Annotated in this window: 12 protein-coding genes; 8 read left to right on the top strand and 4 right to left on the bottom strand. The window is 66.7% G+C overall.

The genetic code is table 11. The annotated features are described in order from the left end of the window. The 3 genes from HUU94_RS08260 to HUU94_RS08250 form a co-directional block, all read left to right on the top strand. Positions 1-422, top strand: a 422-nt coding sequence (locus tag HUU94_RS08260) for an acyl-CoA dehydrogenase family protein (RefSeq protein ID WP_302480190.1), incomplete at its 5' end; no start/stop codon positions are given. 112 nt (positions 423-534) lie between these two features. Continuing rightward, a complete protein-coding gene (locus HUU94_RS08255; protein WP_254602054.1) occupies positions 535-2,205 on the top strand; it encodes an FAD-binding protein in 1,671 nt (556 codons plus the stop codon). A gap of 180 nt (positions 2,206-2,385) precedes the next feature. Next, positions 2,386-2,718, top strand: coding sequence for a 2Fe-2S iron-sulfur cluster-binding protein (locus HUU94_RS08250; protein ID WP_174274607.1), 333 nt, complete (start codon positions 2,386-2,388; stop codon positions 2,716-2,718). A gap of 31 nt (positions 2,719-2,749) precedes the next feature. On the opposite strand, the gene HUU94_RS08245 is transcribed toward HUU94_RS08250, so the two are convergent. Together HUU94_RS08245 and HUU94_RS08240 are read right to left on the bottom strand one after the other, a co-directional pair. Next, positions 2,750-5,008 carry an acyl-CoA dehydrogenase family protein gene (locus HUU94_RS08245; RefSeq protein ID WP_174274606.1) on the bottom strand — a complete coding sequence of 753 codons (2,259 nt, stop codon included), beginning with the start codon at positions 5,006-5,008 and terminating at the stop codon, positions 2,750-2,752. Between the two features lie 101 nt (positions 5,009-5,109). Further along, positions 5,110-6,720 (bottom strand): GMC family oxidoreductase, encoded by a 1,611-nt coding sequence (locus HUU94_RS08240; protein ID WP_174274605.1) that lies wholly within the window; start codon positions 6,718-6,720, stop codon positions 5,110-5,112. A 268-nt stretch (positions 6,721-6,988) separates the two neighbouring features. On the opposite strand from HUU94_RS08240, the gene HUU94_RS08235 reads away from it, so the two are divergent. Then, positions 6,989-8,215, top strand: a complete 1,227-nt coding sequence (locus HUU94_RS08235) for a CaiB/BaiF CoA transferase family protein (RefSeq protein ID WP_174274604.1) — start codon at positions 6,989-6,991, stop codon at positions 8,213-8,215. Positions 8,216-8,239: 24 nt separating this feature from the next. Here the strand turns inward: HUU94_RS08235 and HUU94_RS08230 are convergent, their stop codons facing one another. Continuing rightward, positions 8,240-9,019, bottom strand: a complete 780-nt coding sequence (locus tag HUU94_RS08230) for an SDR family NAD(P)-dependent oxidoreductase (protein WP_174274603.1) — start codon at positions 9,017-9,019, stop codon at positions 8,240-8,242. A gap of 118 nt (positions 9,020-9,137) precedes the next feature. Next, positions 9,138-10,907 carry an N-acyl-D-amino-acid deacylase family protein gene (locus HUU94_RS08225; protein WP_174274602.1) on the bottom strand — a complete coding sequence of 590 codons (1,770 nt, stop codon included), beginning with the start codon at positions 10,905-10,907 and terminating at the stop codon, positions 9,138-9,140. Positions 10,908-11,114: 207 nt separating this feature from the next. On the opposite strand from HUU94_RS08225, the gene HUU94_RS08220 reads away from it, so the two are divergent. The 4 genes from HUU94_RS08220 (at position 11,115) to HUU94_RS08205 (ending at position 14,834) form a co-directional block, all read left to right on the top strand. Continuing rightward, on the top strand, positions 11,115-11,978 hold the full coding sequence (locus HUU94_RS08220; protein ID WP_174274601.1) for a metal-dependent hydrolase: 864 nt from the start codon (positions 11,115-11,117) through the stop codon (positions 11,976-11,978). 132 nt (positions 11,979-12,110) lie between these two features. Then, the gene (locus HUU94_RS08215) at positions 12,111-12,872 is read left to right on the top strand and encodes an SDR family NAD(P)-dependent oxidoreductase (protein WP_174274600.1); all 762 of its coding nucleotides are present in this window, start codon (positions 12,111-12,113) and stop codon (positions 12,870-12,872) included. Positions 12,873-12,876: 4 nt separating this feature from the next. Then, complete coding sequence (locus HUU94_RS08210) at positions 12,877-13,665, top strand: enoyl-CoA hydratase/isomerase family protein (protein ID WP_174274599.1); 789 nt, start codon at positions 12,877-12,879, stop codon at positions 13,663-13,665. A gap of 2 nt (positions 13,666-13,667) precedes the next feature. After that, positions 13,668-14,834 carry an acetyl-CoA C-acetyltransferase gene (locus HUU94_RS08205; protein ID WP_174274609.1) on the top strand — a complete coding sequence of 389 codons (1,167 nt, stop codon included), beginning with the start codon at positions 13,668-13,670 and terminating at the stop codon, positions 14,832-14,834. The last annotated feature ends 162 nt before the right edge of the window (positions 14,835-14,996 follow it).

Genomic DNA, 14,996 nt, shown 5'->3' with positions numbered 1-14,996 from the left:
CGCGGCTGATCCTGGCGGCGACGTTGTGCGGCATCGCCGGCGCGGCGGCGGAAATGGCGGTCGCTTATGCCGGCATGCGCGAGCAGTTCGGCCGGCCGGTCGGCGCTTTCCAGGCGGTCAAGCATCATTGCGCCAACATGGCGCTCGCCGCGCGGGCATCGCTGGATCTGGCGACGTTCGCGGCGGTCGCGTTCGACGAGCGGCGGCCCGATGCGGCTTTTCAGGTCGAGGCGGCGCTGTTGCTGGCGATCGAGGCGGCGCTGGGGAACGCCCGGCTCAACATCCAGGTTCATGGCGGGATCGGCTTCAGCGACGAGGCCGATCCGCATCTCCTGCTGAAGCGCGCGCATGCCTTGTCGGCGGTCGCGGGCGGCGCGGAAGCCGCGGCGGCGCGGCTGGCGGCGCTGCCGGGGCCGATGTAGGCTCGCCGGAGCGACGGCCGACGCTTGACCGGGCGGTCCGGAAATTCGAGGCATGAGCGGTTAGACGGGGCGGATGAAGCCCGCGGCAGGATTGGAGAGGCTTGTGGAGCAGATGGACGAAACCTTCGATTTCGTTGTGGTCGGCAGCGGCGGCGGATCGATGTGCGCGGCGCTGGTGATGGCGGCCGTCGGCAAGAAGACGCTGATCCTCGAAAAGACCGATCTGATCGGCGGCTCCACCGCGATGGCGGGCGGCGTGATGTGGATTCCCAACAATCCCTTCCAGAAGCCCGAAGGCGTCGAAGACAGCTATGACAAGGCGCTGACCTATCTCGACGCGCTCGGCGGCGATCGCGCGAACGCGCCGGGCGGCACGCGCGAACGGCAGATGGCCTATCTCAGCGAAGCACCGAAGATGATCGATTTCCTGATCGACAAGGGCATCAAGCTGCGCCGCATCCCCTATTGGCCCGATTATAACGACGATCTTCCCGGCGGCTCCGAGGAAGGCCGCACCGTCGTCGCGGAGCTGTTCGATTCGAACGAGCTCGGCGAATGGAAGAAGAAGCTCCGTCCCAATTTCCTGGCGCTCCCCGCCAAGCTCGACGAGGCGATGAAGGTCGGCCGCTTCAAGACGACCTGGGCGGGCAAGAGGATGCTCGCCCGCATCGTGCTGCGCGCGGTGACGCAGAAGATCCAGGGCAAGCATTACGTCACCGCGGGCAACGCGCTTCAGGGCCGGATGCTGCAGGCGGCGGTCAAGGCGGGGGTCGAGTTCCGCACCGACGCCGCGGTGCACAGGCTCGTCACCGACGCGAAGGGCGCCGTCACCGGCGTCGTCGCGACGATCGACGGCAAGGAGACGCGGATCGGCAGCCGGAACGGCGTGCTGGTCAACGCCGGCGGCTTCGCGCGCAACCAGCGGATGCGCGACAAATATCAGCCCGGGACGTCGGTCAAATGGACCTATGCGTGCGTCGGCGACACCGGCGAGATGATCGAGGAGATGATGCGGATCGGCGCCGACATCGCGCAGATGGAGGAGATGGTCGGCTGCTACATGGCGCTTCCGCCCGAGGTCAACGATACGCCCTCGATGGTTCAGGGCGACGTCTCCAGTCCGCACAGCATGATGGTCGATCAGAGCGGCGTCCGCTTCATCCGCGAGGCGCAATCCTACATGACGTTCGGGCAGCAGATGCTGGCGCATGACAAGATCACCCCCTGCATCCCGAGCTGGATGATCTTCGACACGCAATATCTGAAGAAATATATGCTCGCGGGCAGCATGCCCGGAACCAAGAAGCCGCAGAACTGGTATGACAGCGGCTTCCTGAAGAAGGGCGAGACGATCGAGGAGCTGGCGGCGGCCTGCAAGCTCGATCCCAGGGTGCTGCGCGCGCAGGTGGATCGCTTCAACGGCTTCGCGCGCAACGGCAAGGACGAGGATTTCCACCGTGGCGACCGCGCCTATGACAATTATCTCGGCGATCCGGCGCACAAGCCGTCGCCGACGCTCGGCACGATCGAGAAGGGCCCGTTCTACGCGGTCGAAATCTATCCGGGCGATGTCGGCACCTATGGCGGCGTCGTCACCGACGTGCAGGCGCGCGTGCTGCGCGAGGACGGATCGCCTATCCCCGGCCTGTACGCGACGGGCACTTCTACCGCGTCGGTGATGGGGCGCAGCTATCCCGGCGCCGGTTCCAGCATCGGCCCCGCCTTCACCTGGGGCTATGTCGCGGCGAAAGACGCGGCGAACGCGCACAACCTGGCCCTTTAGAGTCTGTCCTGTCGACGTTATGCTCCCGTCACCCCGCCCTTGAGCCGGGGTGACGTTTCAGCTTGAACGAGACAGACCCTAACCGGCGCGAATCCTTGCCACATCGGAGCGACGCCGCTGCGGGTGGCCTGCCTGCATCCGGTCCTTGACGTCGAAGGCCCAATCGTCTTTCGGCCGGGCATGACGTCGGAAAATCATGTGCCGCTGCTACGCTTCCACCTTCCGGACGGCACGATACAGGAGGTGCTTGCCGATGGCTCGGTCTATACGGTCATGGCCGCCGCCAAGCGCGCCGACGTGCCGGGGATAGAGGGTCAGTGCGGCGGCTTTCGTGCCTGCGCGACATGCCATGTGCATGTCGCGCCGGCGTGGCGCGCGATCGTCGGCCCGCCCGGCGCCGACGAACGCGATCTGTTGGAACTGACCGACGATTTTCGGCCCGAAAGCCGGCTGTCCTGTCAGATCCGCATCTCGGCCGATCTCGACGGACTGGAGTTGACCCCCGTCCCCTGAAAATCGGCCACGCTTCAATGCGGGCGCGTCGTCACGACCGGGTTCGCGGCATCCCGAGCTGGCGCTCGGCGATCATGCTGCGATGCACCTCGCTGGTGCCGCCATAGATGGTCGTACCGTGCGCATGGCGGTAGCTGAGGTTGAGGAATCCCGCCGAGCCGTCCTTCGCCAATCCCGCCTGGCCGGAAAGATTGAGCAGATCGGCCGCGTCTTTTAGGAACTTCTCCGAGGAGAACATCTTGGAGGCCGGGCCGGCGGCCGGCACCTCGCGCTTCTCCACGCTCGCCCAAAGCGCGCGATAATAGATCACCGTCGATAGCTCGATATGCACCGCCGCCCGCGCGAGCCGGCGGACGGTATCCTCACGCTCGATCAGCCTCGTGCCCTTGCGTATCGTCTCGCGGCAGAATGTCTCGGCCTCGTGCAGCATATGCCGCTGCACCTTGACGAAGCTCGCGCCATGCTCGAGCTCGAGGCTCGCCGCCATCACGCGCACGCCGCCGTCCACCGGACCGAGCCGATAACTGTCGGGAATATAGACATTGTCGTAATAGGTGATGTTGGTCCGCTCGTCCTGGAACGTATAGACGGGCTGGATTTCGACGCCTTCGCTCTTCAGCGGGACGATGAACATCGTCAGCCCCTTGTGCTTGGGGACATCGAAGTTCGTGCGCGCGAGAAGCAGGACATATTCGGCGAAGTTCGCGCCCGAGGTGAACATCTTCGATCCGTTGATCCGCCAGCCGTTGCCGTCCGGAGTCGCCCGGGTTGCGGCGGCGAACACGTCCGAACCCGATCCGGGCTCCGAAAAGCCGAGGCTGCACACCGCGTCTCCGGCCACCACCCTTGCCAGCGCCTCCTCCTTGAGGTCGTCGGTGCCGAAGCGCTGCATGATCCAGCCGACCATGCTGCTCGTCCCGGCGGCGTGGCTGGACCAGCCATGATCCTCCCAGACGCTGGCGACGGCGCTCAGCGCATAGGGGCTCGCTTCGCGGCCGCCATATTCCTTCGACCAGCCGGGGAAGAGCAGATTTTCCTCGGCCAGCCGCTTGTGGACATAATCGTCGTGGCCCGCGTAGGAATAATGCGCCTTGGCCTTCAATTCGGGCGTCAGCGTCCTGGTGAAGAAGGCATCGACCTCCGCCGCGAGCGCATGCGCCTCGTCCCCGAGATCGAAATCGATCGAAACCTCGCCGACGTCGGGCAGCGAGACCTGCTCGCCCTGGTAGAGCCGGCGCCCCGCCTCGGCGAGCATCTCCTCGGGATCGCCGAGCAGCATGGGCAGCGCGCGCGCGCGCAGATTGTAGAGATAGATGTCATATTCGTTGGTCAGGCCGTAGCCGCCGAACGTGTGGAGCGCCTGCGATCCGGCGGCGCCGGCGGTCTTGGCGTTCCACCACAGTGCCATCGAGACCTGCGCGCCCGCCTGCTCGACGCCGTCGGCGATATCCCGGATCGTCTTCCAGACCAGATATTTGCCGCCGTCGGCCTCGACCGCCAGATCGGCGAGCGGATGCGAGATCGCCTGATAGGTGCCGATCGGCTGGCCGAACGCCTTGCGTTCGGAGGCATAGACGGCGGCGAGGCGAACCGCCTCCCGCCCGATCCCCGCGAGCGTCGCGGCGGTGAGCAGTTTCCACTCCTCGATCGCGGCGGCGAACCGCGCCACCGCCTCCGGCCCCGTCGCCAGCACGGTCCGGTCGGCGGCGTCTAGGCGCACCTGGGTGATCGGCATCGACGCGAGATTGGGGGCGATCGGCTCGCCGGCATGATTGCGCGTCCCCTCGGGCGAGGCGCGCTCGGCGGCCGCCGCCTTCTCGGCGGCGCTGGGCACCACCATCACGATGCTGTCGCCGTCGCGCGCGATCACCGCATCGGCGACGGCACCGCCGGCGATCCACTGCAGCGGCTCCTCGGCCGCATCGTTCAGCGCCAGCGTGAGCACGGCATCGCCCGTCGCGGCGCGCCCCGCCAGCGCGGCCACGCCATCGTCACCGATCAGCGCGAGCAGACGCCCCGCCACGATCGCCTCGGCGAGCGGGCCGGACACGAGCGTGCGCCCGGCCTCCTCCATCAGCAGCGCGGCATCGAGCAGCGACAGGCCGAGCCCGCCATCGGCTTCGGGCACGCGCATCGCGAAGGCCCCCATCTCGCCGAGCCCACGCCATAGTTCCGCGTCGAACCCGAACGGCAGCGCCTTGCGCACGCGGGCAATGCTGGAATGTTCGTCCAGATAGCGCGCGAACGTATCCGCAATCATCTTCTGGTCGTCGGACGGCTCGAAATTCATCGCTCAAGGCTCCACTGATACTCTGATGTGCTGGTCTGGCATGGCCGGACCCGAAAGTCGCATGGTTCGGGGCCGCTTCGCCGCAATGTGCCGCGAACCGATCATACCCGATCGGCGAGGATGAAATCGGCGGCGCGCAGGCCGATCATCATCGCCGGGCCGTTGGTATTGCCCGATACGAGCGTCGGCATGATCGAGGTGTCGGCCACGCGCAGCCCTTCGACGCCACGCACGCGCAGCCTGGGATCGAGCACCGCCCGATCGTCGATCCCCATCCGGGCGGTGCCCGCCGAATGGAAACAGGTCCCGCCGAGCTCCATCGCCTGCGCCAGTATCTCGTCGTCGGTTTGCATCGCGGGGCCCGGATAGACCTCCTCGACGACCCATTTCCTGAGCGCGGGCTGCGCCGCGAGCCGCCGGTTCCACCGGAACGCCGCGACGAACTTCTCGCGATCGATTTCGGCGCCCAGATGATTGACGCTGACCGCCAGCGCGGCATCCGGATCGGCCGATTGGATGCGAACCTCGCCCTGGCTTTCCGGTCTGGTGAAATAGGTGATGAACGTGATGCCGGGGAAGGGATCGAGCGCGATCGCGCCATCCTTGCCGTTGGCGCCCGCCGAGACCGACATCAGCCCGAACTGGAGATCGGCGTGCTTCAGCGAATCATCGGATTTGGCGAAGGCGCCCACCTCATGTGCCGCATGCGTCATCGGGCCCTTGCGGCCGAAAAGGTAGCGCAGCATCGACCAGATCACCTGGACCCCGCCGAGCTGCGGGTTCTGGCTGTGGCTCTTCACCTTGAGCCGAAGATCGACGTGGCGATGTTCGCGGAGGTTGCGGCCGACCTCCGGCGCATCGACCACGACATCGATGCCGAGCGGCTCAAGCAGCGCGGCGGGGCCGATGCCCGATAGCTGGAGCAGCTTCGGCGTCTGGAACGCACCGGCCGAAAGCACGATCTCGCGATCGGCGCTGATGCTGCGCGTGCCCTGCTTGTCGCGAAGCGCGACGCCGGTGGCGCGCTTGCCCTCGAATATGATCCTGAGCACGTCGGTCTCGGTCGCGATGTCGAGATTCTTGCGGCCGCGGATCGGGTTGAGGAACGCGCGCGCCGCGCTGAACCGCTTGCCGCGATAGCGCGTCGTCGTCTGATAGGCGATGCCGCCTTCGCGGACCGCGTCGACGTCGTTGACGTCGAGCACGCGGGGAATGCCCATCTCCTCGCCGGCCTGGACGATCGCCTCGTACAGCGGATTGCCCTTGGGATGCGTGGTGATGTGCAGCGGCCCGCCCGTGCCCCGCCATTTGCCCGCGCCCTGATCATGATCCTCGAGCTCGACGAACTTGGCGCCGACCTCCGCCCAGCTCCAGCCCTCGCACCCCAGCGCCGCCCAGCCGTCATAATCGAGCGGCGCGCCGCGCATGTAGATCATGCCGTTGACCGAGCTCGATCCGCCGAGCGTCTTCCCCCGGAACCAGCGCTCGGCGGGCTTGTTGCCGGCGGGCTGGACCTGATATTCCCAGATATATTTGCTGCCGGGATTGCCGATGATGCCGAGACCGCGCGGCATGTGGACGAACATGCTGTCGTCGACCGGCCCGCTCTCCACGAGCAGGACGCTGTTGGCGGGATCGGCCGAAAGGCGATTGGCCAGCGCGCATCCGGATGAGCCGGCCCCTACGATGATATAGTCGTACCGATCCTTCATCCTCGCCCATCCTGTTTTTTCCGTCATAGGTCCTGCTCGAGCCCGTCGCCAACGGAAAAAATGAAGGCCGCTCATTTTTGGCAGGCTACGGAGTGTATTGCCGGAAATTCGTTCTTACGCGAGTTTTCGAACAAACTCTAAGCTCGGCGCGCTATCGCAGCCACGATGTGTGAGCGGGGGCGGCCTAGGCGGCGCGGGAAACGCCCACTAGCGTATCGCCTCCGCATGCAGGTTGCCGATGCGGTGATGTTCGAAGGATCGCGATACGATGACTCAGGTGATGAAGGGTGTCCGTGTCCTGGAGGTCGCGCAGTTCACGTTCGTGCCGGCGGCGGGCGCCGTGCTGGCGGATTGGGGCGCCGACGTCATCAAGATCGAGCATCCGATACGCGGCGACACGCAGCGCGGCTTCATCAATGTTGGCGGCATGAAGGTCAATCCGCTGCGTCATACGCTGATGGAGCATCCCAACCGCGGCAAGCGCAGCGTCGGCATCGACGTTTCCACCGAGGAGGGCCGCGAGGTTCTCTACGAGATCGCCAAGACCGCGGACGTGTTCCTCACCAACTATCTGCCTGCCGTCCGGCAGAAGCATAAGTTCGACATCGAACATATCCGCGCGGTCAATCCGAACATCATCTATGCGCGCGGCTCCGCGTTCGGGGACAAGGGCGCGGAACGGCACGCCGGGGGTTTCGACGGCACCGCCTTCTGGACGCGCAGCGGCATCGCGCAGGCGATGACTCCGCCCGAGCTCGGCGGTGTGCTCGGCCAGTCGATCCCCGCGTTCGGCGATTCGATCGGCGGCATGACGATCGCGGGTGGCATTTCGGCGGCGCTGTTCCATCGCGCGCAGACGGGCGAGGCGGTCGAGCTCGACGTTTCGCTGCTCAGCACGAGCTGGTGGGCGGCGGGCGCCGCGATCGACGCGGCGATCGAGACCGGGCAGGCCCCGCGCGGGCGGATGCCCGAATCGGGCGGCATGCCCGGCAACCCGTTCCTCGGCAATTTCCTCAGCTCGGACGGCGGCACGATCAATCTGTGCACGCTCACGCCGGGGCCCTATATCCGCAATCTGTTCGAGCATCTCGGCATCCCCGAGGCCGCCGACGATCCACGGTTCGCCGATGCGCGGGCCCTGATGGAGAATTGGGCGCCCGCGAGCGCGCTGATCGTCGAGGCGATCGGTAAGAAGCCGTTCGCTTACTGGCGCGATCATCTCAAGACCTTCAAGGGCCAATGGGCACCTGCGCAGAGCCTGCTTGAGCTCGTCTCGGACGAACAGGCGCTGGCCAACGACATGCTGTTCGAGGTCGAGGCGATCGATGGCGGGGCGCCGATGAAGCTGGTCCGCAACCCGGTCCAGTTCGATCATGCTCCCGTCGAAACCACCCGGGCGCCGCAGGCGTCCGAGCATACCGAGACCTTTTTGATGGAAATCGGGATCGAATGGGATCGGATCGAGGCGCTGAAGGCGGCGGGCGCCATCGCCTGAAGCGCCGCGCCGCCGGAAAGCGCGTCAGCGCGCCGCGAAGCGGATGCCGCCATCCAGCCGGATCGTCTCCGCGTTGAAATAGCCGTTGCGGATCAGCTCGAGCGCGAGGCTCGCATATTCGGACGCGTCGCCCAGCCGCTTGGGGAAGGTCACCGTCGCGGCCAGCGCATCGCGGGCTTCCTGAGGCGCGGTTCCCATCAGCGGCGTATCGAAGATGCCGGGCAGGATCGTGTTGATCCGGATCGCGAAGCGGGAAAGATCGCGCGCGATCGGCAGCGTCATGCCGATGATCGCCGCCTTGCCGGCCGAATAGGCCGCCTGCCCCTGCTGGCCGTCCTCGGCGGCGACCGATGCGGTGCAGACGATCGCGCCGCGCTCGCCATCGATCGGATCGAGCGTCGCGGCCTCGGCGGCGAAGCGCGTGATCGCGGCGAAGGTGCCGACCGCGTTGAGCGCCAGGACGCGCGCGAAGGTGTCGGTCGGGAAACGCTTGATCGCGCCGGTTTCCCTGTCCTTCTTGATCGTGGTCGCGGCGTTGCCGCCGCCGGCGCAGGCCACCAGCACGCGCGCGATCCCGTTCGCGTCGCGCGCCGTGGCGAATGCGGCGTCCAGGCTGGCTTCGTCGAGCACGTCGACCGCGGCGAAGGCCGAGCCGGTCTCGGCGGCGGCCTTCTGGCCGGTTTCGGGATTGAGATCGAAGATGGTGACCTTGGCGCCCGCCGCCCGAAGCGCCTTGACGCTGGCCAGGCCCAGCCCCGATGCGCCCCCGGTCACGATCGCCGATACGTTCGAATCGATCTTCATCCTTGATGCTCCTTGCCGGTCCTTGCGGAAACGGCTCGTCGCGCCGGGCGGGCGGGAGAGCAAGCCTAGTCTCCGGGCATCGCCGCCACGATGCGCGGGCGATCGGCATTGCCCAGGATCAGGCGCGTTCCAGTTCGGCGACTTTCTCCATGACCCGATCCTGCTGGTTGATCCGCACGAGCCGCCCGGGCAGGGCGCCCGTCGGCGCGCCTTCGCGATAGGTGATCTCGCCCGATACGATCGTCGCGACATAGCCCTTGGCCCGCTGGATCGTGCGTGATCCGCCGCCCGGCAGATCGCTGACGACCTCCGGCCCCGGCAGCGTCAGACGCTCCATGTCGATCAGATTGAGGTCGGCCTTCATGCCGGGGGCCAGCAGCCCGCGATCCGCGAAACCGAACGCCTTGGCGGGCTTGCTCGTCAGCGCCTCGATCGCCCACGGCAATGTCACGCGCGGCCCGCGCGTGCGATCGCGGACCCAGTGCGTGAGCAGATAGGTGGAATAGCTCGCGTCGCAGATCATGCCGTAATGCGCGCCGCCGTCGCCCAGCGAGACGAGCGAATCCGGATGTGTCATCATTTCGTGGACGCAATCGTAATTGGCGTGGAGATAATTGGTGGAGGGAAGATAGAGCATCGCCTTGCCCTCGTCTTCCAGCAGCATGTCATAGGCCAGGCCCGCCGGATCCACGCCCAGCGCCTCCGCCCGCCCGCCGATCGATCGTTCGCGCGGCTGCTCGTAATCGGCGGGATCGCCCAGCGCATAGGCTTGCTCGAACATCTTCGCCATCACCACCAGGACGGGATTGCGGTGCGCGGGCGCCTCGGCGAGCAGCTTCGCCTTGAACGCCGGATCGCGCATCTTCGCGACCTTCGCCGCCAGCGGCAGGTCCGCGATCGCGCGATAGCTCGGGTTGAGCGAGAAGGGATGATGCGAGGCGGTCAGGCCCCAGAGCACACCGTTGGCGCGCGGCATCACCTCGCCCTTGATCGGCAATCCCTCGGCGTTCGCCTGCGCGTTGAGTTCGAGCAAAGTCCGCCAGAGCGTCGGCTGACGGGCGAATTCCATCAGCAGGAAATAGGCGGGCCTTCCGCCCGATGCCTTCACCGCGCGGCGCAGGAGATTATAGTCGGCGCTCTCCTCGCCCTCGTCGGCATCGGCGAATTCGATGTTGATCTCGAACACCCCGCCGCCGCCGTCCTTTAGCCCGCGCGCGAGCGCCATCAGCTCCGCCTCGGTCGATGTCTCCGCCGGCGCGAGATCGCCCCCGGTGGTACGGTGCGCGGAGGTGCGCGAGGAGGATACGCCGACCGCGCCGCAGCGGATCGCCTCGGCGACGAGCTGCGTCATCCTGGCCTGCTCGGCCTGCGTCGAAAGCTCCCGCCGCGCCGCGCGTTCGCCCATCACATAGACGCGGATGGGCGCATGCGCGATCATCGCCGCGAAATCGATGTCGGCATGCCGCCCCTCGATGAAGTCCATATATTCGGGAAACGTCTCCCACTTCCACGGTACGCCGGCGGTGAGAACCGCCTCGGGAATGTCCTCGACGCCTTCGATCACCGTCACCAGCAGGTCGTGATCCTCCGGCCTGCAAGGCGCTATGCCGATCGCGCAATTGCCCATCACCACCGTCGTCACGCCATGGTGCGACGTCGGCATAAGCCGCTCGTCCCAGGTGATCTGGCAATCATAATGGGTATGGACGTCGACGAAGCCCGGCGTGACGATCAGCCCCGTCGCGTCGATCTCCTCGCGGCCCCTACCCTCGATCGTGCCGATCGCGACGATCGTGCGCCCGTCGATCGCGACATCGCCGATCCGGGGCTCGCCGCCGCCGCCGTCGACGATCGTGCCGCCGCGAATGACAAGATCATGGACGGGCATCATGGACTCCTTTAGTGCAACCGGCGTCGCGATCATTTGCCGCCCGGTGCACCCCGTCAAGCGTCGCTCCGGCACGATGAACCCGAACATGCCATCTTGAGCGCAAGATGGATGTGCGCAAATGCGTGCATGCGGCCAAGTTCATAGTCTCGTGGATTCTCTTATTGTCCGATGACAATATGCCGCTGTTCGGGAAGGCAGAGTCACATGAAGGTCCGTTATCCCAAGATCGATTTCGAGAGCGTGTTTCCGCACTGGGCGCCCCATCTCGAATTTGCGCATTTCAACAACGCCTCGTCGATCACGCCCTGTACGCTCGAACCGTTCATGATCACCGTGTTCAACGAAGCCAAGAAGCGCCTCGACCCGACGAAGGATGCGCAGCTCATCCGCGAGGTCGATTGGTTCAATGCGCAGGAGGCACAGCATTATCGCGCCCACGCGCGCTTCAACAAATGCTTCGAGACCGATCGCTATCCCGAAATGCTCGGGATCGAGAAGGCGATGAAGCGGGATCTCGACGATTTCCTCGCCAATCGCTCGCTCGAATTCTGCCTGGCCTATTCCGAAGGCTTCGAATCGATGGGCGCGGTCTGGTACAGGATGTGGTTCGAGGATTTCGGCCCGTATCGCGAAGGCGCCAAGCCGGAAGCGATCGCGCTGTTCGACTGGCATTATGCCGAGGAATTCGAGCATCGGGAGGTCGCGTTCAAGCTCTACATGGCGGTGGCGGCGCGCGGCGGGCTCTGGCGGCGCATCTTCTACGGCTATTTCTACCGCATCTGGGGCGCGCGCTTCGCGGCCAGGCATATCGCCAGTCATACCGGCCGGGCACGCGAGCATCTGCTGGCCGTCGATCGTGCCGAGATGACGCCGGAGGAGCGCGAGGCATCGATCCTGCGCGAGCGCACGTTCGGCATGTTCATGGGCGAGCGCATGAAGAAGGGGATGAAGGGCATCCTCTCCCCCTTCTACGATCCCGCCAAGAAGCCGCCCCCCAAGGGCCTCGATGCGGTGCTCGGTCAGTTCGATCCGGGCGGCGCGTTTGCCCGCGCCGCTACCGCCGCATGAGATAGCGGGCTCCCGTCGAGGAGCGGCCTCCCGCCAACGAGCGCCCGCGTTGACACCCATGGGCGCTGTGATAGCTGCCCGGCGACAGATCGTTGACCAACAGTGCGGCCAGGCCGTGGCGCGGAGGAAGTGATGGACGTGAAGGGTGTCGGTGCGGTGGTCACCGGCGGCGCATCGGGGCTGGGCAATGCCACCGCGAAGATGCTCGCCGCTGCGGGCGCCAAGGTCGCGATCTTCGATCTCAACGAGGAGATCGGCGCGCCCGCGGCGCAAGAGATCGGCGGCGCCTTCTTCAAGGTCGACGTCTCCAGCGATGCCAGCGTCGCGGAAGCGCTGGACGCCGCCGCGGCGCTGCATGGTCCGGCGCGGGTGCTCGTCAATTGCGCGGGGATCGCGCCCGCGGTGCGCATCGTCAACCGGGAAGGCGTCGCGCATTCGCTCGATCTCTATCGCAAGACGATCGAGGTAAATCTGATCGGCACGTTCAACATGATCTCGAAATTCGCCGCGCGTCTGATCGCCGCCGGGATCGAGGGCGAGGAAGCGGGCGTCATCGTCAACACCGCCTCGGTCGCCGCCTATGACGGCCAGATCGGCCAGGCTGCCTATGCCTCGTCGAAGGGCGGCGTCGTCGGCCTCACCTTGTCGGCGGCGCGCGATCTGGCGCAGCATCGCATCCGCGTGATGACGCTCGCGCCCGGCATCTTCCTGACGCCGATGATGAAGGGCCTGCCGCAGGCCGCGCAGGATTCGCTCGCCACGCAGGTTCCGCACCCCAGCCGCCTCGGCAAGCCCGAGGAATATGCGATGCTGGTGGGCTCGATCCTCGCCAATCCGATGCTCAACGGCGAGGTGATCCGCCTCGATGGCGCGATCCGCATGGCGCCGCGCTGAGCGCATGGCCGACGCTATCCTGGTCGAGCGTGACGGCCCGGTCGTGCGGATCACGCTCAACCGGCCCGATGTCGGCAACGCGCTCGATATCCCGATGGCGCGCGCGCTGATGGAGGCGGTGATCGCCTGCGACGAGGATGACGGCGTCCGCTGCGTTCTGCTGACCGGCGCGGGCCGCCTGTTCTGCGCGGGCGGCGATGTCGCCGCATTCTCCGCCGCGGGCGAAAGCCTGCCGGCGTTCCTCAAGGAAATCACCGTCTATGTCCACGCCGCCGTCGCGCGGCTGGTGCGGATGGACAAGCCCGTGATCTGCGCGATCAACGGCGCGGTGGCGGGCGCCGGCATCGGCCTCGCGCTGCTGGGCGACATCGTCATCGCCGATCCGCGCGCGAGCTTTACCCTGGCGTATACCGCGATCGGCATGTCTCCGGACGGCGGCGCGACGTGGCTGCTGCCGCGCCTGGTCGGGCTGCGCCGCGCGCAGGAACTCTGTCTGCTCAACCGCCGCGTCAAGGGCGAGGAAGCCGTCGGGATCGGCCTCGTCACGCGGATTTCGGCCGAGGGTGCGGTGCTGGCCGAGGCGATGGCGGTCGCGCAGGAGATGGCGCGGGCGGCGACATCGGCGCTGGGCGCGACGCGCCGCCTGCTGCTGGAAGGCGCGAGCGCCCCGCTCGAAGCGCAGCTCGATGCCGAGAGCCGCGCCATATCCGCGCAGGCGCGCACCGCCGAAGGCAAGGAGGGCATCGCCGCCTTCCTCGAAAAGCGCCCGCCGAATTTCACCGGAGACAAATGACCATGGCCGACGCCTTCATCGTCGAATCGCTGCGCACCGCCGGCGGCCGCGCGCGCAAGGGCGGGCTCGTCGGGATGCATTCCGCCGATCTCGGCGCGGCGGTGCTCGATGCGCTGATCGAGCGGACGGGGATCGATCCGGCGGCGGTCGAGGATGTGATCGTCGGCTGCGTCAGCCAGGCGGGCGAGCAGGCGTTCGCGTTCGGGCGCAATCTCGTGCTCGCCTCGAAGCTGCCGGATAGCGTGCCGGCCGTGACGATCGATCGCCAGTGCGGCTCTTCGCAGCAGGCGCTGCATTTCGCGGCGCAGGCGATCATGTCGGGCACGCAGGATATCGTCATCGCCGCCGGCGCCGAAAGCATGACGCGCGTGCCGATGGGATCGAATTATACGCTGCATGCGCAGGCGGGGTTGGGCGTCGGGCCGTGGCCGAAGAGCATCCAGGACCGTTACGGCGTCGCCGAATTCAGCCAGTTCACCGGCGCGCAGATGGTCGCCGACAAATATGGCTTCACCCGCGAGGACATGGACGGATATGCGATCGGCAGCCACCGCAAGGCCGCCGCCGCGATCGCGAGCGGCGCGTTCAGGGCCGAGATCGTACCGATCGAAACCCCCGACGGCATCTTCGACACCGATGACGGCGTCCGCGCCGACGCCACGCCGGAAAGCATGGCCGGGGTGAAGACGCTGGCCGAGGGCGGCACGATCACCGCCGCCAACGCCAGCCAGACGACCGATGGCGCATCGGGCACGCTCGTCGTCAGCGAAGCGGCGCTCAAGCGCTTCAACCTCACGCCGATCGCGCGGATCGCCAACCTCACGGTCACCGCGGGCGATCCCGTCATCATGCTCGAAGAACCGATCCCCGCCACCCGCAAGGCGCTGGCGCGCGCGGGCATCAAGCTCGAGGATATCGATCTGTTCGAAGTGAACGAGGCGTTCGCCGCGATCCCGATGGCGTGGCTCAAGGCGCTGGGCGCCGATCCGGCAAGGCTCAACGTCAACGGCGGCGCGATCGCGCTCGGCCATCCGCTGGGCGCCACCGGCACCAAGCTGATGGCGACGTTGCTGCACGCGCTGGAAGCGCGCGGCAAGAGGTGGGGCCTGCAAACGATGTGCGAAGGCGGCGGCATCGCCAACGTGACGATCGTCGAACGCCTTTCCTGAAGCGGGATGACTTTGATCGATCCCCCCTCTGCCCATCCTGAGTAGGGATTGTACTTCGATATTGGAGGCTGTCCTGTTCAATCTGAACGTCACCCCGGCCTTGAGCCGGGGTCCCGCTGCCTGCCAACGCTGAAGAAGAAGCGGGACCCCGGCTCAAGGCCG

Source organism: Sphingomonas bacterium (genome assembly GCF_903644055.1).
Classification (GTDB): Bacteria; Pseudomonadota; Alphaproteobacteria; order Sphingomonadales; family Sphingomonadaceae; genus Sphingomonas_I.
Note: the sequence above shows the minus strand (reverse complement) of the source record. Positions and strands in the feature narration are given on the sequence as shown.